Origin of the sequence: Comamonas sp. MYb69, assembly GCF_037479315.1 — a bacterium.
Classification (GTDB): domain Bacteria; phylum Pseudomonadota; class Gammaproteobacteria; order Burkholderiales; family Burkholderiaceae_C; genus Comamonas.
The window spans coordinates 1-19,678 of sequence record NZ_JBBGZG010000019.1 but is presented as its reverse complement, the minus strand read 5'-3'; the positions used below and the strand labels follow the sequence as shown (position 1 = coordinate 19,678).

The window sequence follows — 19,678 nt, the reverse complement described above, 5'->3', positions numbered from 1 at the left end:
ATTCCTTTCTTTAGGTGATATGCATGCCGGGATGCCCTGAAACCGTGCCTGCATGTCCTCCGGTAGCGCTCGGCAGGAGCAACACATATAGCGAAATTGCATTGGATTCCACATATTGCATTCTGGCCCATTCCGCACCGGCACACAACCATGACTGTTGGATTTGAACTAGACAGATATGATCAATAAGAAGCTTGCCGAGAAGCCCTTGGCCCAACTGCTGGGCCAGCGCATTGCCCAGCTGCGCAAGTCGCGCCAATGGACGCAGGCGCAGCTGGCAGAGCGTCTGCAGGTGGAGCCCGAGACCATCAGCCGCTTTGAGCGCGGGGCCTCCGTGCCCTCACTGCATACGCTCGAAAGCCTTGCCTCGATCCTGCGCGTGGGCATCGCCGATCTGCTCGCCCACAGCTCCACCGCCCCCGATGACCAGGCCATGCGGATCAGCGCCTGGCTGTCCGAGCTGGAACCGGCGGACCGCGCCTTTGTCACCGGCATCGTGCAGCAGCTTTGTGAGCGGCTGCGTTCACACAGTGCTTGATCTAGGCGTCTTGTCGGCCGCAGCACTGCTGTGTGCCGCCCACGCCCTCCCTTCAACACAAGGCCGCACTCGTTGGCCATAGATCCATCGCTCACCTTTTGAGCTCCTTTCCCAAGCCATCTCCTCCCTGCCTCTCCATGTCACGCTTTTCGTGACGACAGCTTACCACAAAGTCACGAGACTCGTGACATGCCTTCCCTCCTTACGCCTACCTCGACCGTTCTAGGCCGCCGCATGCGAGCCCGACGCGAAAACTTGGGTTGGTCGCAAGAAAAAGTGGGCGTGTTGATTGGCATCGATGAATCCGCAAGCCGTGCGCGCATCAGCCGCTATGAGCTGGGCACGCATGAGCCACCCATCAAAACGGCACGTCTGATCGCCGATGCGCTGCAAGTGCCGCTGGCCTATCTGTACTGCGAAGATGATGACTCCGCTCGGCTGCTACTGGCCCTGGGAGCCATGAGCAAAACAAAACGGGGCAAAGCGCTGGCACATTGGCTGAGTGAGATCGCCTGAATCCTTGAAGCCGAGACAGATAGATGAAGCGAATGCCCCGCTTCAGCATCCACACCCGTACGCCCTAGCCTTTAGCAAGAAACAAGCATGTCTGTCACCCCATGGCGCCCACCCCAGCACATCAAAGTCAAAGCCATTGGCCTGCACTGGCGCAATGGCCAATTGCTGGCGACCGAGGTCCTCGATGATGCGGGCCGCCTGACAGGGGTGCGCCCCCTTGGCGGCGGCGTCGAGTTTGGCGAGCGCTGGCAGGCAGCGCTGCAACGCGAGTTCCACGAGGAGCTGGGCGTGGCGGTGCAAGTCCAGGGACCGCCCATCGTGATGGAGAACCTCTACACGCACCACGGGGCGGCAGGCCACGAGGTGCTGTTTATCGCCAATGTCGTGTTTGATGCAGCGCCCTTTGCGCATCTGGACCAGATCCGCTTTCGCGAAAACAACGGCACCTGGTGCACGGCACGCTGGTTTGATGTGGCGGCGCTGGACATGCCGGGCGGCCCGGCGCTCTTCCCGGCAGGGCTCAAGCAGCTGCTGCTTGACAGGGCTGCCGGCACGGCGCCGCCCAGCCGCTGAGCCCGCGCCAGACGCAAAAAAGCCCATCACAGAGGATGGGCTTGGGAATGCGTTTGGTGGCCTGGCGCGGAATCGAACCACGGACACGCGGATTTTCAATCCGCTGCTCTACCAACTGAGCTACCGGGCCAACACAAGCTAGCATTATAGCCTGTGCCGCGCGCCCGTTCGGAAATTTGGGGGAATTGCTGCACATGCGATGCAGGTGCAGATACAAGAAAGCCTCTGCACCATCACTGATGCAGAGGCTTGTTGTTTTGGTGGCCTGGCGCGGAATCGAACCACGGACACGCGGATTTTCAATCCGCTGCTCTACCAACTGAGCTACCGGGCCCACGAGTTGAATTATAGCCCGAAAAAAAGGGCGCTTTTTCAAAAAACTGAAATCAGTTCTTTTTATTGCGGCTCAGGTCCACGCCCAGCTGGCGCAGCTTGCGGTAGAGGTGGGTGCGCTCCAGGCCGGTCTTCTCGGCCACGCGGGTCATCGAGCCGCCTTCGCGCGCCAGGTGAAACTCGAAGTAGGCCTTCTCGAAGCCGTCCCGTGCCTCGCGCAGCGGCCGGTCCAGGTCAAAGCCCTGGTGGGCATTGGGCGCGGCGTCCGCTGCAGCTGCGGTGGCTACCGAGGCAACCACCGGCGCGCTGTAGCCGCTGGGGCTGAAGGATGGCACCGCCTTGCCCGGTACGGCAGCCGCTGGCGCCGCAGCGGGTGCGGGCACATTGCGCTGCAAGCCCTGCTCGACTGCCTTGAGCAGCTTTTGCATCGTGATGGGCTTTTCCAAAAAAGAGAACGCGCCAATGCGCGTTGCTTCGACGGCGGTATCAATGGTGGCGTGGCCACTCATCATGATCACGGGCATCGTGAGCAGGCCGGTCATCGACCACTCTTTGAGCAGCGACACACCATCGGTGTCGGGCATCCAGATGTCGAGCAGCACCAGGTCGTAGCCGCTTTCGTTGCGGGCCAAGCGCGCCTGTGTGGCGTTCTCCGCAACGTCCACGCTGTGGCCTTCATCGTTCAAGATCTCCGACAGGAGATCCCGAATTCCCAATTCGTCATCGACAACCAGAATATTTGCCATATTTTTTGAAAATCCAGTGCAGCAGGTGTGAGAGTTATTTCAAATCATCAACTCTTTTTCGATAGAGAATGATAACGACACTTGGGCACCTAAGATTTTTTCCCCCTCGACTCGATTAGAGATTTCTACGCGAGCGCCATGCTCGTCCGCAATTTTCTTGACGACGGCCAGGCCCAGGCCGGTACCTCGGGGCTTGGTCGTCACGTAGGGCTCAAATGCCTTTTGTAATATATGTTCTGGAAAACCGCAACCGCAGTCAGCAATTGTCAAACGCACGCGTTTGCTGTTGCCACTGAACCGGGTGGAGATCCGCACCGCCGGTGCTGATGCCTCCTGGCCCACCCAGGCCTGTTGTGTTGCATCCTGCGCATTTTGCAGCAAGTTATGGATGACCTGCCGCAACTGCTGCGCATCGCCCATGATACGTGGGGCCGCACTGTCCAGCTCTGCCTCCACTGGTATCACAGCATTTTCCGCGCCATATAAATGCAGCACGTCCATCACCAGTGCATTGAGGTCCACGGCCTGCAGCTCGGCGGCCGGCAGGCGGGCATAGTCGCGGAACTCGTTGACCAGGCGCTTCATCGCATCGACCTGGTCGACGATGGTGGTGACAGACTTTTTCAAAATCGCCTGGTCCTGGCCTTCGAGCTTGTTGCCCAGCTTGATCTCCAGCCGCTCGGCCGACAGCTGGATCGGTGTCAGCGGGTTCTTGATCTCATGGGCCAGGCGCCTGGCCACCTCGCCCCAGGCCTGGGCGCGCTGCGCCGAGACGATTTCGGAGATGTCGTCGAACACCAGCAGGCGGCGGTTGTCGGGCAAGGTGGCACCGCGCGCCACCAGGTTGATGCTGTTCTGGTTGGGCAGCTGGCTGTCGCCATGGAGCTCATAGGGCTGCTGCCAGTGGTCCAGGTAGTGCTCGTCGGTCACATCGTGCAGGCGGGCAAACTGGCGGTCCACCTCTTGCGCAAAGGCCTGCAGCCCGGGCAGATCGCGCAGCGGGCGGCCTTCAAACGCGGCCAGCGGCGCACGCAGAATGCGGGTGGCCCCGGGGTTGCTGGAGTGGATGACGCCCTCTCCATCAAGCACGATGACGCCGGCGGTGAGGTTGTCCAGAATGGTCTGCAGGCTCTGGCGCGCCTCATCGGTCTGGCGCATGCCGCGCTCGACGGCACGGCGCGCGTCGAGCAACTGCTGGGTCATCTCGGCAAAGGAGCGGGTCAGGCCGCTTAACTCGTCCTTGCTGGGCAGCACCGGTTTGGGTCGCAGATTGCCCGATGCCACCTCGCGCACGCCCTCGGCCAGCACCAAAAGCGGGCGCACCAGCTGGTTGCCCAGCAAGGCGGCCAGCACCACGGCGCCGAAGACGGCCAGGAACAGGCTCAAGGTGAGCGTGCCGATGTACATGCGGCGCAGGCCGTCCCGCGCCAGCGCGCGCTCCTGGTATTCGCGGTTGGCCTCCTGCACCTTGAGGGCGTTGACCACCAAGGCCGCTGGCAGCGGCATGGTGGCCTGCAAAAAGCGGCCATCGGGGATCACCCCCACATCGCCATTGGCGACCTGCACCAGGGTTTTGACGCGCACCTTGGACGGGTCGCCGGTGATGGCGCCGTTGATGTCGGACACCTCTTCGAGGCCATCGATCTGATAGGCGCGCTGCTGCTGGGTGGCGGTGCGCAGCAAGGCGGCCGAGGGCTTGTCGGGGTTGAGCACAAAGCGCGACTGGCCGGTGCTGGCAATGGCCTGGGAGCTGGCCGACCACAGCACCACGTCATCGGCGCCGAGCTGGTCCTTGATGCGTTCGAGCACCAGGCCGGATGCGGCATCCGATATCTGGGACAGCTGGCTGCTGGCCGTGCGGGTGCGCTCGGCCATCGCCGTGGAGGTGGTGTCGAGCGTGATGCGCGCGAGGTTGACCCCGGCGTCCAGCGCGCCTTCGACCTTGACATCGAACCAGCTCTCGATCGAGCGCGAGACGAACTGGTAGGAGACGAAATAGATCACCACGCCGGGCAGCACGCCCACCAGCGCAAAGGTGGCGGCCAGCTTGAGCAGCAGCTTGCTGCCAAAGCGCCGGGCCACAAGGCGCCGCACCAGGATGGCTACGCCCCACAGCACCACCATGCTGAGCACACAGGCCACGCCGATGTTCACGCCCAGCAGCACGCCGTAGTAGCGCTCGTAGAGCACGCGGTTGTTGGTGGCGAAAGACAGCAGGAAGAGCAGCACCAGGCCGATGCCGATCATCGCCGACAGGCCCACGATCACCGACCAGCGCGCACGGCTGGGCGTGTAGGCCACGCGCATCGACGATGATTTTTCGATTTTCACTGCGCGCTCGCCTCGGGCAGCGGCAGCTGGCTTCTGAGCTGCAGGTTCAGGCCGCCATTGCTGAACGGCGCGAACTGGAAGATGCGCGGCAGCTGGCTGCTGTCGAGCCGGAAGCTGAACTTGACCAGGTAGTCCCCATCGCTTGCGAGCTCATCGGCGCTGGCGATCTTCCAGTTGCGCACGCGCTTGACCACGAGCATCACTTCTTCGAGGCTGTCAAAGCTCTGGCCCAGCGAGGTCACCGCGCCGGCGTCGGTCAGCGGCATGCTCGAGACATGCAGGCGCCAGCGCCGGGTCAGCGGCTGGTAGCTCACGCGCAGGTAGCGGGCGGTTTTCTTGACGGTCTTGTCGCGCCAGTACCAGCGCTCGGAGATGATCTCAGCCTCTTGCACAAAGTACAGCGCCACGCCTTTGTTCAGGGCATCTTCGATCTGGTCGGGCAGCGCAAACTGCAGCGCCACCGTGGCAAAGGCACCATCGGCATTGCGCACCAGCTGCAGCTCGACCTTTTTCTCATTCTCCGACGCCATGGCCGGTGCCGCTGCGGCACAGCACAGCATCAGCGCAAGGAGGAAATGGTGGATCAATCGCATACGGACGGGCTCAACGAAGCGGCTTGTGCAGCAGCGCGTAGTAAAAACCGTCATGGTCGCGCGCCAGGCTGCCCAGGCTATTGTGACCGGCCTCGCGCAACTGTGGCAACAAATGCCCTGGCGCAGGCAGGCGTTGGGCATCGGCGTGGCGGCTGAGGAACTGCGCCACCTGGCCCTCGCCCTCTTCATGGAAGACCGAGCAGGTGCAGTACAGCAGCCGGCCACCGGGCACGACCAGGGGCCACAGGGCTTCGAGCAGCTGGCGCTGGATGGCGGCGAGCTGCGCGATGTCGGTCGCGCGGCGCAGCCAGCGCACATCGGGCTGGCGGCGCACGATGCCCGAGGCCGAGCAAGGCGCATCCAACAAAATTGCATCAAATTGCTGCATTCCGTGGCGCGCTTGCACCGCCGGCAGCCAGCTGGCCACTTCGCTGCCGCTGGCCACCACCACATCGGCCTGCAGCGACAGCCGCGCCAAGGTATCGCCAATGCGTTCAGCACGCTTGGCATCGATCTCCAGCGCCACCATGTCGATGGGGCGCTGGGGCGTGGCGGCTTCCAACAGATGCGCGGTCTTGCCGCCGGGCGCGGCGCAGGCATCGAGCACATGCAGCGCGCGGCCATCGTGCGGCTGCAAGCCATCGAGCAGCAGCGGCGCGGCCATCTGCGCGGCGCTGTCCTGCACCGAGACCCAGCCCTGCGCAAACTGCGGCAGCTGGTCCACCGGCACGCCACGCGTCAGCACCAGGCCGGCCTCGCCCACGCCCACCACGGCCTCGATGCCCGCTTCATCCAGCAGCGCCAAATAATCGGCGCGGCTGCAGCGCTGCAGGTTCACGCGCAAGGCCATCGGCGCCTGCGCATTGTTGGCCGCCACAATGGCTTGCCAATCCTGCGGATAGTCCTGCTGCAAGCGTTTGAGCCACCACTGCGGGTGGTTGTACTGCGCCACCGGCTCCTGGGCCACAGCGCGCAGCAGGTCTTCGCGCTCACGCAAAAAGCTGCGCAGGCAGCCGTTGATGAAGGCCGATTGCGACTTGGTGGCCGAGCGCTTCTTGGCCGCATCCACCGCCTGGTTCACCACGGTGAAGGCGTCGTAGCGCGGCACCTCGGGCAGCAGCAAGGCCAGCGCCGTGCACAGCAAGGCATCGACCGCGCTGGCGGGCTTGCGCGGGGCCAGCTCGGCACGCAGCGCCTCTGCGGTGCCCAGCACGCGCAGCACATCCATCAACAGGGCCTGCACGCCGGCGCGCAGCGCGGGCTCCACCCCGCCCAACACGGCGCGGGCAGATTGGCCCTGGCGCACGTCCTGCAAGGCGCGCGCCACCGCCAGCAGCTGGGCGGACAGGCTGGGGCCCTGGTTGGTCGTGGGCGCTGTGGCGGCCCGGGAGGGTTGTCGTGGACGGGAAGGGAGGTTCATGCCAAAGGAGTGCAAAGGCCTGGGAGCCTCTGCGGATCAAAAGGAATACTAATCGATATGCCCCAGGAGGCCTCTGCGCGTGCAGAGCCTGCCTGGTAAAGACGCTGTGCAAAGCGCCCTGCCCGGCTCCAAAGGCGGATCCGGAAGGAAGCTTGGCACAGAGCCATCTCCATCCTGCGGGACATTAAAAAACCCGTAATTCCGCGGCGCGAAATTACGGGTCTTGCTCATCCCAACCTGACCGGCTTGCACCGGTCAGGGATTGGCGGCTTAGTCAGCAGCAGGGTCTGCAGCGCTGTCGGCAGCGGCCACCGCTTCTTCCGACACACCGGCCAGATCGGCCGCTTCTGCATCGGCGATGGCGCGGCGCTCGGCCTCGTCCATCTCGTCCTTGGCCTTGCGTGCCTGGTGGTAAGCCAGACCGGTACCCGCAGGGATCAGACGACCCACGATGACGTTTTCCTTCAGGCCACGCAGCTCGTCGCGCTTGCCCATGATGGCAGCCTCGGTCAGCACGCGGGTCGTTTCCTGGAAGGAAGCAGCCGAGATGAAGGAGTCGGTCGACAGCGAAGCCTTGGTAATACCCAGCAACACGTTGGAGTAGACCGCTGGGATCTTGCCATCGCGCTGTGCAGCTTCGTTGGTGTTGAGCACTTCGGAGCGCTCGACCTGCTCACCCTGGATGTAGGAGGTATCACCTGGGGCTTCGATGACCACGCGGCGCAGCATCTGGCGAACGATCACCTCGATGTGCTTGTCGTTGATCTTCACGCCTTGCAAGCGGTACACGTCCTGCACTTCGTCGACGATGTAGCGCGACAGCTCTTCGATACCCAGCAGGCGCAGGATGTCCTGCGGATCGGCTGGGCCGTCGACGATCAGCTCGCCCTTGTTGACCACCTGGCCTTCGTGCACCAGGATGTTGCGTTCCTTTGGAACCAGCTCTTCCCAGACCTTGCCTTCCAGATCGGTGATCTGCAGGCGCACCTTGCCCTTGGTTTCCTTACCGTAGGACACGGTACCGGTCATCTCGGCCAGCGCACCCTTGTCCTTCGGCGTACGGGCTTCGAACAGCTCGGCCACACGTGGCAGACCACCGGTAATGTCGCGGGTCTTCTGGCCTTCCATAGGAATACGGGCCAGCACTTCGCCGGGGCCCACTTCCTGGCCATCACGCACCTGCAGCAGAGCGCCGACCTGGAAGCCGATCGTCACCGCGTGGTCGGTACCAGGAATCTTGACTTCCTGGCCGTTGGCATCTGCCAGCTTGACCTGCGGACGCACCACCTTGGCAGAGCCACGGTGCTTCGGATCGATCACCACCAGGGTGGACAGACCGGTCACTTCGTCGACCTGCTTGGCCACGGTCAGACCTTCTTCCACATTCTCGAACTTCACCTGACCGGCGTATTCGGTAATGATGGGTCGGGTCAGCGGATCCCAGTTGGCCAGCACGGTGCCTGCCTTGATCTGTTGATCAGGCTTGATCGACAAGATAGCGCCGTAAGGCATCTTGTGGCGCTCGCGCTCGCGGCCGTACTCGTCCTGGATCACGATTTCGCCGGAGCGGGAAATCACGACCAGTTCGCCCTTGTTGTTGGTCACATAGCGCATCTGTGGGTTGAAGCCCACGATACCGTTGGACTTGGCTTCCACGCTGGAGGCCACAGCCGCACGCGAAGCCGCACCACCGATGTGGAACGTACGCATGGTCAGCTGCGTGCCAGGCTCACCGATCGACTGTGCAGCGATCACACCGACGGCTTCGCCGAGGTTGATCATGCCGCCACGGCCCAGGTCGCGGCCGTAGCAGGTAGCGCACAGACCAAAGCGGGTTTCGCAGGTCAGTGCCGTGCGCACCTTTACTTCGTCCACGCCAGCCGCTTCCAGATCTTCGATCAGGTCTTCGTCCAGCAGGTCGCCGGCCTTGGCCAGCACCGCGCGGGTCTCAGGGTGCAGCACTTCGTCCGCAGCGGTACGGCCGAGGATACGGTCGCGCAGCGATTCGATCACTTCACCACCTTCGACCACAGCGCGCATCAGGGTGCCGTTGTGCGTGCCGCAGTCGAGCTCGGTGATCACCAAGTCCTGCGTCACGTCCACCAGACGACGCGTGAGGTAACCGGAGTTAGCCGTCTTCAGCGCCGTGTCGGCCAGACCCTTACGGGCACCGTGGGTGGAGATGAAGTACTGCAACACGTTGAGGCCTTCGCGGAAGTTCGCGGTAATAGGCGTCTCAATGATCGAGCCATCGGGCTTGGCCATCAGACCACGCATACCTGCCAGCTGGCGGATCTGCGCGGCCGAGCCACGGGCGCCGGAGTCGGCCATCATGTAAATCGCGTTGAACGATTCCTGATCGACTTCGTTGCCATGGCGGTCAATGACCTTTTCCTTGGCCAGCTGGGCCATCATGACCTTGGAGACTTCGTCACCGGCCTTGCCCCAGATGTCCACCACCTTGTTGTAGCGCTCGCCAGCCGTGACCAGACCGGAGACGTACTGCTGCTCGATTTCCTTCACTTCGGATTCGGAGCGGGCAATGATCTCGGCCTTTTGCGGCGGCACCAGCATGTCGCCAATGGCGATCGAGATACCGGAGCGGGTTGCCAGACGGAAGCCGTTTTGCAGCAGCTTGTCGGCGAACACCACGGTTTCCTTCAAGCCACACTTGCGGAACGAGATGTTGATCAGCTTGGAGATTTCCTTCTTCTTCAACGTCTTGTTGATCGAAGAGAAAGGCATACCCTTGGGCAGAATCTCGGACAGCAGCGCGCGGCCCACGGTGGTTTCCACCAGCTTGGTCGTCGGCTCGAACTCACCCGAAGCCTTGTTCTTGTTCCACTCGGTCAGACGCACGCTGATCTTGGTGGCGCGCTCGACTTGCTCGGCATCCAGTGCGCGTTGCACTTCGCCGATGTCGGAGAACACCATGCCTTCGCCCTTGCCGTTGATCCGCTCGCGGGTGGCCTGGTACAAGCCCAGCACCACGTCCTGAGAAGGAACGATCGAGGGTTCGCCCGAAGCGGGGAACAGCACGTTGTTGGAGGCCAGCATCAAGGTGCGGGCTTCCATCTGTGCTTCCACCGACAGCGGCACGTGAACAGCCATCTGGTCACCGTCGAAGTCAGCGTTGAATGCCGCGCAAACCAGCGGGTGCAGTTGCAGGGCCTTGCCTTCGATCAGGATAGGCTCGAACGCCTGGATACCCAGACGGTGCAGCGTAGGCGCACGGTTGAGCATGATCGGATGCTCGCGGATCACCTCTTCCAGGATGTCCCACACCACGGGGGTGCCGGTTTCCACTTCCTTCTTGGCGGCCTTGATGGTCGTGGCAATGCCACGCGCTTCGAGCTGCGCGAAGATGAAAGGCTTGAACAGCTCCAGCGCCATCAGCTTGGGCAGACCGCACTGGTGCAGCTTGAGCGTTGGGCCCACGGTAATCACGGAACGACCGGAGTAGTCGACGCGCTTACCCAGCAAGTTCTGACGGAAACGACCGCTCTTACCCTTGATCATGTCGGCCAGCGACTTGAGGGCACGCTTGTTCGCGCCGGTCATGGCCTTGCCACGGCGGCCGTTGTCCAGCAGCGAGTCGACCGCTTCTTGCAGCATGCGCTTTTCATTGCGGGCAATGATCTCTGGGGCCTTGAGCTCCAGCAGGCGGCGCAGACGCGAGTTACGGTTGATGACGCGGCGGTACAGGTCGTTCAGGTCGGAGGTCGCAAAGCGGCCGCCGTCCAGCGGCACCAGAGGACGCAGATCGGGAGGCAGCACAGGCAGCACTTCCATCACCATCCAACCGGGCTTGATGCCGGACTTCTTGAACGCTTCGAGCAACTTCAGGCGCTTGGCGTTCTTCTTGACCTTGACTTCGGAGCCGGTCAGGTCGTTGCGCAGGCGCTCGATTTCCGAGTCGATCTCGATGCCTTCGAGCAGGTCCTTGATGCCTTCGGCGCCCATCTTGGCCACGAATTCATCACCGTACTCTTCGACGTTCTTGTCGTACTCGTCTTCCGACATGATGCTGAACTTCTTCAGCGGGGTCATGCCGGGGTCGGTCACCACATAGGCTTCGAAGTACAGCACGCGCTCGATGTCGCGCAGGGTCATGTCCAGCACCAGGCCCAGGCGCGAAGGCAGGGACTTGAGGAACCAGATATGGGCGCAAGGCGCGGCCAGGTCGATGTGACCCATGCGCTCGCGGCGCACCTTGGTCTGCGTGACTTCAACGCCGCACTTCTCGCAGATCACACCGCGGTGCTTCAAGCGCTTGTACTTGCCGCACAGGCATTCGTAGTCCTTGATCGGGCCAAAGATCTTGGCGCAGAACAGACCATCGCGCTCGGGCTTGAAGGTACGGTAGTTGATGGTCTCGGGCTTCTTCACTTCACCGAAAGACCACGAACGGATCTTTTCGGGCGAAGCCAGGCCGATTTTGATGGCATCGAAATGCTCATCAGGCGTGAATTGTTTGAACAGGTCGAGTAGCGATTTCATAGACTCTTTCCCCCTTCAATTAAGAACGTTCCAGTTCGATGTCCAGGCCCAGGGAACGGATTTCCTTGACCAGCACATTGAACGACTCCGGCATGCCGGCTTCGATAGCGTGTTCGCCCTTGACGATGGATTCGTACACCTTGGTACGGCCCACCACGTCATCGGACTTCACGGTCAGCATTTCCTGCAGCACATAAGCGGCGCCATAGGCTTCCAGCGCCCACACTTCCATTTCACCGAAACGCTGACCACCGAACTGGGCCTTACCGCCCAGAGGTTGTTGCGTCACCAGCGAGTAAGGACCGGTGGAGCGGGCGTGCATCTTGTCATCGACCAAGTGGTGCAGCTTGAGGTAGTGCATGTAGCCGATGGTGGTGGGACGCTCGAAGCGCTCACCGGTGCGGCCGTCATACAGGTAGGCCTGGGTGCGTGGCTCGGTCAGACCCTTGCGTGCCTGGATGTCATCCGGGTACGCCAGCTTGAGCATGTCCTTGATTTCCTGCTCGGAAGCACCGTCGAACACCGGCGTTGCGAAAGGCACGCCGTTCTTCAGGTTCTCCGCCATGAACATGATCTGGTCATCAGACAGTTGCTTGAGGTCTTCCTTGCGACCGCGGCTGTTGTACACCTCTTCCAGGAAGGAGCGCACTTCAGCGGCACGGGCTTCGGCCTGCAGCATGTCACCGATACGCTGGCCCAGGCCCTTGCCGGCCCAGCCCAGGTGGACTTCGAGCACCTGACCGATGTTCATGCGCGAAGGCACGCCCAGCGGGTTCAGCACGATGTCGGCGGTGGTGCCATCGGCCATGAAAGGCATGTCTTCCACCGGGACGATCTTGGAAACCACACCCTTGTTACCGTGACGGCCGGCCATCTTGTCGCCAGGCTGCAGACGGCGCTTGACGGCCAGGTAGACCTTGACCATCTTGAGCACGCCAGCAGGCAACTCGTCGCCTTGCGTGAGCTTCTTGCGCTTTTCTTCGAAAGCCAGGTCGAAGTTGTGGCGTTGCTGCTCGATGGAGTTCTTGATGGACTCCAGCTGGGCTGCGACGTCGTCTTCGGCAGGGCGGATATCGAACCAGTGGAACTTCTCCACGCCGTCCAGATAGGCCTTGTCGATCTTGGTGCCCTTGGCCAGCTTTTGTGGGCCGCCATTGGCCACGCGGCCATTGAGCAGCTTGGCGATACGGTCGAACGCATCGGCTTCCACAATACGCAGCTGGTCGTTCAGGTCCAGACGGAAGCGCTTGAGCTCGTCGTCGATGATCTGCTGGGCGCGCTTGTCGCGCGTGATGCCTTCACGGGTGAAGACCTGCACATCGATCACGGTACCTTGCGAGCCTTGGTCCACGCGCAGCGAGGTGTCCTTCACGTCGGACGCCTTCTCACCGAAGATGGCGCGCAGCAGCTTCTCTTCTGGGGTCAAGGTGGTCTCGCCCTTTGGCGTGACCTTGCCCACCAGCACATCGCCGGGCTGCACTTCTGCACCCACGTAGATGATGCCGGACTCGTCCAGACGGTTGAGTTGCTGCTCGGACAGGTTCGGGATGTCGCGCGTGATTTCCTCGGCACCCAGCTTGGTGTCACGGGCCATCACCACCAACTCCTCGATGTGGATCGAGGTGTAGCGGTCTTCGGCGACCACGCGTTCGGAGATCAGGATCGAGTCTTCGAAGTTGTAGCCGTTCCAGGTCATGAAGGCGATCAGCATGTTCTGACCAATGGCGATTTCGCCCAGGTCGGTCGATGCACCGTCGGCAATCACGTCACCCTTGGCCAGCTTGTCGCCGCGGCGAACCACGGGACGCTGGTGGATGTTGGTGTTCTGGTTGGAACGCTGGTACTTGATGAGGTTGTAGATGTCCACACCCACTTCACCGGCCACGGCTTCTTCGTCGTTCACACGGATCACGATACGGGTCGCGTCCACGTAGTCGACGATACCGCCACGGGTAGCCGTCACGACGGTGCCCGAGTCGACCGCAGCAACGCGCTCGATACCGGTACCGACCATGGGCTTTTCAGGGCGCAGCACAGGCACGGCCTGGCGCGACATGTTGGCACCCATCAATGCGCGGTTCGCGTCATCGTGCTCGAGGAACGGAATCAGCGACGCAGCCACCGACACGATCTGTGCGGGCGACACGTCCATGTACTGCACGCGCTCGGCGGACAGCAGGGTCGATTCACCGTTTTCACGGGCAGAGACCAGGTCACCGGTCAGGCGGCCTTCGGCGTCGAGCTCGGCATTGGCCTGCGCGATCACGTACTTGCCTTCTTCGATGGCCGAGAGGTAGTCCATCTGGTCGGTCACCTTGCCATCGATCACGCGACGGTAAGGGGTTTCGATGAAACCGTACTCGTTCAGACGCGCGTACAGAGCCAGCGAGTTGATCAGACCAATGTTGGGACCTTCAGGCGTTTCGATCGGGCAGACGCGGCCGTAGTGGGTCACGTGCACGTCACGCACTTCGAAGCCTGCGCGTTCGCGGGTCAGACCGCCTGGGCCCAGAGCGGAAACACGGCGCTTGTGCGTGATTTCAGCCAGCGGGTTGGTCTGGTCCATGAACTGCGACAGCTGCGAGGCGCCGAAGAATTCCTTCAGCGCAGCCGAGATCGGCTTGCTGTTGATCAGGTCGTGCGGCATCAGGGGCTCTTGCTCAGCCTGGCCCAGACGCTCCTTCACAGCCTTTTCGATACGTGCCAGACCGGTGCGGTACTGGTTTTCGGCCAGCTCGCCCACGCAACGCACGCGGCGGTTACCCAAGTGGTCGATGTCATCGACTTCACCCTTGCCGTTGCGCAGATCGACCAGGATCTTCACGACTTCGAGGATGTCTTCGTTGGACAGCACCATGGGGCCGATCGCGGTGTCGCGGCCGATCTTGGCGTTGAACTTCATACGGCCGACACGCGACAGATCGTAGGTGTCTTCGTTGTAGAACAAACGCTGGAACAGCGCCTGCACGGCGTCCTCGGTGGGAGGCTCACCAGGGCGCATCATGCGGTAGATGGCAACGCGTGCAGCGAACTCGTCAGCGGTTTCATCGGTGCGCAGGGTCTGCGAGATGTAGGCGCCGTGGCTCAGCTCGTTCGTGTAGATGCAAGCCAGATCCTGGATGCCGGCTGCGCGCAGCTTCTTGAGCAGCGCTTCGGTCATCTCTTCGTTGGCCTTGGCGATGATTTCACCGGTGTCAGGGTCAACGATGTTCTTGGCAGCGACGCGGCCGAGCAGGAAGTCTTCAGGCACGCTGATGAACTTGGTGCCCGATTGCTCCATCTCGCGGGTGTGGCGCGCGGTGATGCGCTTGTCCTTGGCGACGACGACCTTGCCCGACTTGTCGGTGATGTCAAAGCGCGCAACTTCACCCTTGAGGCGGTCAGCCACAAATTCCATTTGCGCGCCGCTGTCCATCAGGCGGAAGTTGTCGTTCTCGTAGAACGTCGCCAGGATGGACTCGGGCGTCATGCCGATGGCCTTGAGCAGAATCGACACCGGCATCTTGCGGCGGCGGTCCACACGGAAGAACAGCAGGTCCTTGGGGTCGAACTCGAAGTCCAGCCAGGAGCCGCGGTAAGGGATGATGCGTGCCGAGAACAGCAGCTTGCCCGAGCTGTGCGTCTTGCCCTTGTCGTGTTCAAAGAACACGCCTGGCGAGCGGTGCAGCTGCGAGACGATCACACGCTCGGTGCCGTTGACGATGAATGAACCTTTGTCCGTCATCAGGGGCACTTCGCCCATGTAGACTTCCTGCTCCTTCACTTCCTTGACCACCTTGGATTGGGGCGTGGAGGATTCACGGTCATAGATAATCAACTGCACCTTGGCGCGCACAGCGGACGAGAAGGTCAGACCACGGGTCTGGCATTCGCGCACGTCGAAAGCGGGCCTGGCGAGGTTGTACTCGACAAACTTCATCTCCACAAAACCGTTGTGCGAGACGATGGGGAAAGCCGAGTTGAAGGCAGCTTGCAAGCCTTCATCAGTACGCTTTTTGGGGGCCGAGTCTGCTTGCAAAAATGCGGTGTAAGCATCTTTTTGCATTTGCAGCAGGTAAGGCACTTCGAGCACGCTATCGCGGCTGCCGAAACTTTTGCGGATTCGCTTGCGTTCGGTGTAAGAATAGGCCATGAGATCTCCGGGCAAAGACATGAGTCCTGGGTCTTCGACGACACCCCCGCGAGGGGGTTGCAGCTTGGTGGGTTGGCCACTACCAACCATGGCAGACGGTGGTGCATTGCACACCACCCGAACCAAGGGGTTTTCTAGTGTCGGATGTTAGAAAACACTAAAAATCAGCCATCAACGGCCAGTTTTTGGTGTGCTCTAGCGAACGATATTCCAGAAGCGCCAAAGGCTGGAGCACCTTTTCGGGTACTCCAGCCTTGAAAAAGCCCTCAATTACTTGAGTTCGGCCTTTGCACCAGCGTCCACCAGCTTCTTAGCAGCGGCTTCAGCGTCAGCCTTAGGCATAGCTTCCTTCAGAACCTTAGGAGCGCCATCGACCATGTCCTTGGCTTCCTTCAGACCCAGACCGGTGATTTCACGCACGGCCTTGATCACGCCAACCTTGTTAGCGCCGGCTTCCAGCAGCACCAGGTTGAACTCGGTCTTTTCTTCAGCAGCAGCAGCGGCACCGCCACCACCAGCAGCAGGAGCGGCCATAGCAGCAGCGCTCACGCCAAACTTCTCTTCAATTGCCTTGACCAGGTCGTTCAGTTCCAGAACAGTCATGCTGTCCAGGGAGGTCAAGAATGCGTCTTTATCGAATGCCATTTTGATTTCCTAAATATATCGGTTGGTTTTGCCGCGCTTAAGCTGCAGCGACTTCGGCGACTTCCGCGCCTTCGCCCTTTTTGGCCGCCAGTGCGCCCAGCACAACGGCCGTACGCGAGATTGGCGACATGAGCAAGCCACACAATTGGGCCAGCAGCACTTCCTTGGAAGGCACGCTTGCCAGTTGCTTAACGCTGTTAGCGTCCAACGCCTTTCCTTCGAATGCACCACCGCGAATCACCAACTTGTCGTTGGTCTTCGCGAAATCGGCCACTACCTTGGCAGCGGCGATTGCATCTTCAGAGAAACCGTAGATCAGCGGGCCGGTCATCTGGTCAGCGACCACTTCAAAGCTGCTACCAGCAACAGCGCGACGAGCCAGGGTGTTCTTCAGAACACTCAGCGTCACGCCTTGCTTGCGTGCTTCCACACGCAGCTTCGTCATGTCAGCGACCGTGATGCCGCGGTATTCCGCGAACACAAGCGTTTGAGCTTTAGCGGCGAGGCTGGTCACTTCATTGATGACCGCTTCTTTCTCACTGCGATTCAGACTCAAGGTCTACTCCTTCAAATGCGCATTAGGAGCGAACTCCACCTGCGCGCTCTTGTTGCAGCGACCAACTGTTTTGGAAATTCATCCATCTGCAGCGGGATCGCCATCTGCGTTGGCAAAAAGATTTAAGTGATCGAATCACACCAACGGTCTTGGATGGCCTGGCATGGCGTTTTTTTCAAAACCCCTTGCCAGCCCACCACACCAGACAGGTGCAAGCACCTGCCTGACGATTTTTTTAGCAATTACGCTGCGATGGTCTGTGCATCGACGCGCACGCCGATACCCATCGTCGACGACACCGCCACCTTGCGCAGGTACAGACCCTTGCTGGTAGCTGGCTTTGCCTTGTTCAGAGCGTCGATCAGGGCTGCCAGGTTGCCTTGCAGCTTGTCGTTCTCGAACGAGCGGCGGCCGATGGTCGAGTGAACGATACCAGCCTTGTCAACGCGGAACTGCACCTGACCTGCCTTGGCGTTCTTCACAGCCGTAGCGACGTCGGGAGTCACGGTGCCCACCTTGGGGTTAGGCATCAGACCACGTGGGCCCAGGATTTGACCCAGGGTACCAACGATACGCATGGCATCAGGCGCAGCGATCACGATGTCGAAAGGCATGTCACCAGCCTTGACCATCGCGGCCAGCTCGTCCATACCCACGATATCGGCACCAGCGGCCTTGGCTTCTTCAGCCTTGGCGCCTTGTGCGAACACGGCCACGCGGGTGGTCTTGCCGGTGCCGTTAGGCAGCACGACAGCGCCACGAACCACTTGGTCCGACTTCTTGGCGTCCACGCCCAGCTGGATAGCCACGTCGATGGATTCGTCGAACTTGGCCGTTGCTGCGTCCTTGACGATTGCAACTGCATCAGCGAATGCGTACAGCTTGGTGGTGTCCACCTTGCCTTGCAGGGCCTTTTGCTTCTTGGTCAACTTTGCCATCTTAGAGGCCCTCCACCGTAACGCCCATCGAACGGGCGGAACCAGCCAGCGTGCGCACAGCGGCGTCAACGTCAGCAGCGTTCATGTCCTTCAGCTTGGTCTTGGCGATCTCTTCCAGCTGAGCGCGGGTGATCTTGCCGACCTTCGTGGCCAGAGGGTTCGAAGAACCCTTGTCCAGCTTGATCGCCTTCTTGATCAGCACCGTTGCGGGTGGGGTCTTGATGACGAACGTGAAGCTCTTGTCCGCGAAAGCGGTGATCACCACAGGCAGTGGCAGACCTGGCTCGACACCTTGGGTCTGGGCGTTGAACGCCTTGCAGAATTCCATGATGTTGAGACCACGTTGACCCAGCGCTGGACCAATGGGTGGCGATGGATTGGCTTTACCAGCTGGCACTTGCAGCTTGATGAAGCCGACAATTTTCTTTGCCATTTATAGCTCCTTACGGGTAAAAACGCCCGCACTGCATAGCGCGGGCTCCCCGGGGGTTAAGACTCTGTTTAGGCACCGAGTCCGTAAGTGCATGAAAATGAATCAGGTTTTTTCGACCTGCGCAAATTCCAGCTCAACCGGAGTTGAACGGCCAAAGATCATAACAGAAACGCGAAGTCGACTCTTTTCGTAGTTTACTTCTTCGACAGATCCGTTGAAGTCCGTGAACGGACCTTCCTTGACGCGGATGAATTCGCCCACGGTGAATTCGATCTTGTGGCGCGGCTTGTCCGAGCCTTCTTCCATCTGCAGAACGATCTTCTGAACTTCTGCTTCGGAGATGGGAGCCGGACGGTTCTTGGCACCGCCCACAAAACCCGTCACCTTGCTGGTGTGCTTGACCAAGTGCCAGGTGTCGTCGTCCATGACCATCTCGACGAACACATAACCGGGGAACAGGCGGCGCTCGGTGGTCTTCTTCTGACCATTGCGCACTTCCACCACTTCCTCGGTAGGCACCAGGATGCGACCGAACTTGCTTTGCATGTCCGAGCGGTGAATGCGCTCCAGGATATTGCGCTCGACGGCCTTCTCCATGCCCGAGTAGGCATGCACGATGTACCAGCGCAGATCGGGATTAGCAGCACTCATAGGCGCCTCAGCGCCTGTGTTGGTTGTTTCGTCCGTGTTCGACATTACTTCCTCCAGCCCAGAACCAGGTCATACAAGACCCATTCCAGCGTTTTATCAGTCATCCACAAGAACAAAGACATGATGACCACAAACGCGAACACGTAGGCGGTCATCTGCAGCGTCTCTTTACGCGAAGGCCAAACAACCTTCTTGACTTCACGCCAGGAGTCCTTGGCAAAACCAACAAATTGCTTACCTGGTTCAGACACCAGAAAAACGGTGACAGCCGCAATGAGAGCCACAATCAGTACGGCCCACTGGGCAATCGCACCTTGTTTGGCCAACAGGTAAAAGCCGGCGATACCGGCGATAACCAATGCAGCTACGGCGAACAGCTTGAGCTTGTCCGCACCAGAACTAACAGTTTCAACTTGTGTAGCAGCCATGTCGACAATTCAGAGATGAAAATAGGCATCACTCAAGACGCCGAAGCCCGCCTTGTAATCAGGCGGGCTTGGTTGACCACTTATTCAGTGGCAGGGGCAGTAGGAATCGAACCTACAACCTTCGGTTTTGGAGACCGACGCTCTGCCAATTGAGCTATACCCCTACGAAATCAATACTTACGCAATGATCTTGGCAACCACGCCAGCGCCCACGGTACGGCCGCCTTCGCGAATAGCGAAACGCAGACCTTCTTCCATAGCGATGGGGTTGATCAGCTTGACGGTGATCGACACGTTATCGCCAGGCATCACCATTTCCTTGTCAGCTGGCAGCTCGATGGCGCC

General features: G+C 60.7%; 15 protein-coding genes, 3 tRNA genes and 1 pseudogene. 3 read left to right on the top strand and 16 right to left on the bottom strand.

Annotated elements, in window-relative coordinates; translation table 11 throughout:
• The first annotated feature begins 178 nt into the window (after window positions 1-178).
• The 3 genes from WH303_RS21435 to WH303_RS21425 all read left to right on the top strand — a co-directional run bounded on the left by WH303_RS21435 (window position 179) and on the right by WH303_RS21425 (window position 1,627).
• Window positions 179-538 (top strand): helix-turn-helix domain-containing protein, encoded by a 360-nt coding sequence (locus tag WH303_RS21435; RefSeq protein WP_339521036.1) that lies wholly within the window; start codon window positions 179-181, stop codon window positions 536-538.
• A 189-nt stretch (window positions 539-727) separates the two neighbouring features.
• Window positions 728-1,054, top strand: coding sequence for a helix-turn-helix domain-containing protein (locus WH303_RS21430; RefSeq protein ID WP_339521035.1), 327 nt, complete (start codon window positions 728-730; stop codon window positions 1,052-1,054).
• 87 nt (window positions 1,055-1,141) lie between these two features.
• Window positions 1,142-1,627, top strand: a complete 486-nt coding sequence (locus WH303_RS21425) for an NUDIX hydrolase (RefSeq protein WP_339521034.1) — start codon at window positions 1,142-1,144, stop codon at window positions 1,625-1,627.
• A 54-nt stretch (window positions 1,628-1,681) separates the two neighbouring features.
• On the opposite strand, the gene WH303_RS21420 is transcribed toward WH303_RS21425, so the two are convergent.
• From WH303_RS21420 to WH303_RS21345, 16 genes and pseudogenes are all read right to left on the bottom strand, one after another.
• Window positions 1,682-1,757, bottom strand: a tRNA-Phe gene (locus tag WH303_RS21420).
• Window positions 1,758-1,885: 128 nt separating this feature from the next.
• Window positions 1,886-1,961: transfer RNA gene (locus WH303_RS21415), tRNA-Phe, on the bottom strand.
• Window positions 1,962-2,013: 52 nt separating this feature from the next.
• Complete coding sequence (locus tag WH303_RS21410; RefSeq protein WP_339521033.1) at window positions 2,014-2,706, bottom strand: response regulator; 693 nt, start codon at window positions 2,704-2,706, stop codon at window positions 2,014-2,016.
• Between the two features lie 39 nt (window positions 2,707-2,745).
• A complete protein-coding gene (locus WH303_RS21405) occupies window positions 2,746-5,013 on the bottom strand; it encodes a sensor histidine kinase (protein ID WP_339521085.1) in 2,268 nt (755 codons plus the stop codon).
• A 20-nt stretch (window positions 5,014-5,033) separates the two neighbouring features.
• A complete protein-coding gene (locus WH303_RS21400; RefSeq protein ID WP_158400413.1) occupies window positions 5,034-5,630 on the bottom strand; it encodes a DUF4390 domain-containing protein in 597 nt (198 codons plus the stop codon).
• A 10-nt stretch (window positions 5,631-5,640) separates the two neighbouring features.
• Entirely contained in the window at window positions 5,641-7,050 is a 1,410-nt protein-coding gene (gene rsmB / locus WH303_RS21395) for a 16S rRNA (cytosine(967)-C(5))-methyltransferase RsmB (RefSeq protein ID WP_339521032.1), read from the bottom strand.
• A gap of 270 nt (window positions 7,051-7,320) precedes the next feature.
• Window positions 7,321-11,550 carry a DNA-directed RNA polymerase subunit beta' gene (rpoC, locus tag WH303_RS21390; RefSeq protein WP_021025384.1) on the bottom strand — a complete coding sequence of 1,410 codons (4,230 nt, stop codon included), beginning with the start codon at window positions 11,548-11,550 and terminating at the stop codon, window positions 7,321-7,323.
• Window positions 11,551-11,569: 19 nt separating this feature from the next.
• Window positions 11,570-15,682: a DNA-directed RNA polymerase subunit beta gene (gene rpoB / locus WH303_RS21385; protein WP_312990044.1), complete on the bottom strand. Its 4,113-nt coding sequence runs from the start codon at window positions 15,680-15,682 to the stop codon at window positions 11,570-11,572.
• A 270-nt stretch (window positions 15,683-15,952) separates the two neighbouring features.
• Window positions 15,953-16,327: a 50S ribosomal protein L7/L12 gene (rplL, locus tag WH303_RS21380; RefSeq protein ID WP_021025386.1), complete on the bottom strand. Its 375-nt coding sequence runs from the start codon at window positions 16,325-16,327 to the stop codon at window positions 15,953-15,955.
• A 37-nt stretch (window positions 16,328-16,364) separates the two neighbouring features.
• On the bottom strand, window positions 16,365-16,883 hold the full coding sequence (gene rplJ / locus WH303_RS21375; RefSeq protein WP_021025387.1) for a 50S ribosomal protein L10: 519 nt from the start codon (window positions 16,881-16,883) through the stop codon (window positions 16,365-16,367).
• Window positions 16,884-17,125: 242 nt separating this feature from the next.
• Window positions 17,126-17,821 carry a 50S ribosomal protein L1 gene (gene rplA / locus WH303_RS21370; RefSeq protein ID WP_021025388.1) on the bottom strand — a complete coding sequence of 232 codons (696 nt, stop codon included), beginning with the start codon at window positions 17,819-17,821 and terminating at the stop codon, window positions 17,126-17,128.
• A gap of 1 nt (window position 17,822) precedes the next feature.
• On the bottom strand, window positions 17,823-18,254 hold the full coding sequence (rplK, locus tag WH303_RS21365) for a 50S ribosomal protein L11 (RefSeq protein WP_021025389.1): 432 nt from the start codon (window positions 18,252-18,254) through the stop codon (window positions 17,823-17,825).
• Between the two features lie 102 nt (window positions 18,255-18,356).
• The gene (gene nusG / locus WH303_RS21360; RefSeq protein WP_021025390.1) at window positions 18,357-18,950 is read right to left on the bottom strand and encodes a transcription termination/antitermination protein NusG; all 594 of its coding nucleotides are present in this window, start codon (window positions 18,948-18,950) and stop codon (window positions 18,357-18,359) included.
• Window positions 18,950-19,333 carry a preprotein translocase subunit SecE gene (secE, locus tag WH303_RS21355; protein WP_021025391.1) on the bottom strand — a complete coding sequence of 128 codons (384 nt, stop codon included), beginning with the start codon at window positions 19,331-19,333 and terminating at the stop codon, window positions 18,950-18,952. The genes nusG and secE overlap by 1 nt, the downstream gene beginning before the upstream one ends.
• Window positions 19,334-19,421: 88 nt before the next feature.
• Window positions 19,422-19,497 (bottom strand) — tRNA-Trp (locus tag WH303_RS21350).
• A gap of 13 nt (window positions 19,498-19,510) precedes the next feature.
• A pseudogene (locus tag WH303_RS21345) lies at window positions 19,511-19,678 on the bottom strand (hypothetical protein); the annotation flags it as partial.